Raw genomic sequence first — 1553 nt, 5'->3', positions numbered from 1 at the left:
CTACGGAACTATTTTTTATGAATAATTTTAGCAAAAAAGGAAAAATAGATTGGACTATTTTATATGTATATTTGGTATTAACGCAAAAATTATTACAATAACAACATATTGCAAATAAAAAAACGCATCTAAAACACATTTTTTATACCCATAATGAGTCATAAGATTCGTATTTAGATGCGTTTTTTATTTATTTTTATAAAAAATTATAGCTTCAATTTTTTGGCAAGTGCCATTGGCAAAGCCTTTTTATGCACCATCAAAGCAGTAGTTTTTAGTTGAACATACGCTTTTGTAACATACAAATAACCTTTAAAATCGTTGCTGGCACCCCATGAATTTTTTACTTTATAATATTCTTTCCCTTTTTGGTCTTTGCCTTTGCCCACGATGTGCATACCATGATCGTCTGTTGTAGTCATGGTATAAAAACCATCTAAACGCAGGTCTTCTGTAATCTTTTTTTCATCCAATGGAGCCTCAAAAAGCCCTTTGCGTTGTTCGTCTGTAATATTATACAAATCTAAATCGGGTACCTGAGCCACACCATTTTTCCAACTAAAATAAGGTTCAGACACGTCTGTAGCCCAGCCCACCGTATAGCCTTTAGACAATGCCGCATCAACCACATCTGTAAGTGCAGTCATTGGAACGTTATACAATTGATCGTAGCTCCAATTATCAGAAACAGGTTGTACTATTTTTTGGTAATATGGACTGTCTTTGTAGTTTGAAATTTCAATATAATCATCAGGATTGATGCCTATTACTTCTTTTGCAAAAGAATGAGAGTTGTAGTTCTTGCCTTTATAATCAAAATTTTCTGGTAATTTACCTAATTTTTGATCCATAAATTGGTTTACATCTGTAAGCCATGTTGCAGCAGTTTTTTTAGGTAATTTGATGTAATTATCTAAAATATCTTTTAACTCATTTTGAAAATCATCAGATTTTACACTTCCTTTTCCATAATCTTCCAGCGTATATGCTTCTTGTGGCATGGCACCATATTGACGCAACATGTTCATTACATCATGCAACTCGGCACCGTCGCCAAGCCCTAAATTACCATTAAATAAAATATAATTTCGGGCTTTGCCCAAATATACTTTTCGTGCCGTAAAAATTTCTGCAATATCAACTGGTTTTTTTCCCATACGGATCATTTCTGACTCGATAAAAGAATTACCAGAATAACTCCAACAAGTTCCTGCAGATCCTTGGCTTTTTACCGAAGTACTTTCTAAATTGATAACATCTGTAAAAATAAATTTAGAATTGATAGAAGCATTGTTGATGACTTTTTTTACCAAATCGTCTTGAGCAAATAGCCCCATCGAACTTAAAAGCCCGGCTACTATAAAATGTTTTCTCATCATTTTTTATTGAATTAATTTTAGTTTTAATTTATATTAAAAGCCTATTTTTTAATAAATTAATTTTTTAAAGGCTTTTTGAAAAGTAAAATTAAACATTTCTGTTGAATATTCAAGAAAAAATACATTAAAATTGTTGTCTGCAAAAATTTCCATTTTAAATTATTGCAAAAACTA

General features: G+C 31.2%; 1 protein-coding gene. It reads right to left on the bottom strand.

The window, feature by feature from the left end:
* Nucleotides 1-206: 206 nt before the first annotated feature.
* On the bottom strand, nucleotides 207-1379 hold the full coding sequence (locus B0A58_RS16005) for a C1 family peptidase (RefSeq protein WP_089081868.1): 1173 nt from the start codon (nucleotides 1377-1379) through the stop codon (nucleotides 207-209).
* Nucleotides 1380-1553: the final 174 nt, after the last annotated feature.

This window comes from Flavobacterium branchiophilum NBRC 15030 = ATCC 35035 (genome assembly GCF_002217205.1).
GTDB classification, from domain to species: domain Bacteria; phylum Bacteroidota; class Bacteroidia; order Flavobacteriales; family Flavobacteriaceae; genus Flavobacterium; species Flavobacterium branchiophilum.
This window is presented reverse-complemented; position numbering and strand designations above follow the sequence as displayed.

Coding starts and splice junctions, on each gene's coding strand:
- B0A58_RS16005 (WP_089081868.1), bottom strand. CDS start 1,379: ATGATGAGAAAACATTTTATAGTAGCCGGGCTTTTAAGTTCGATGGGG.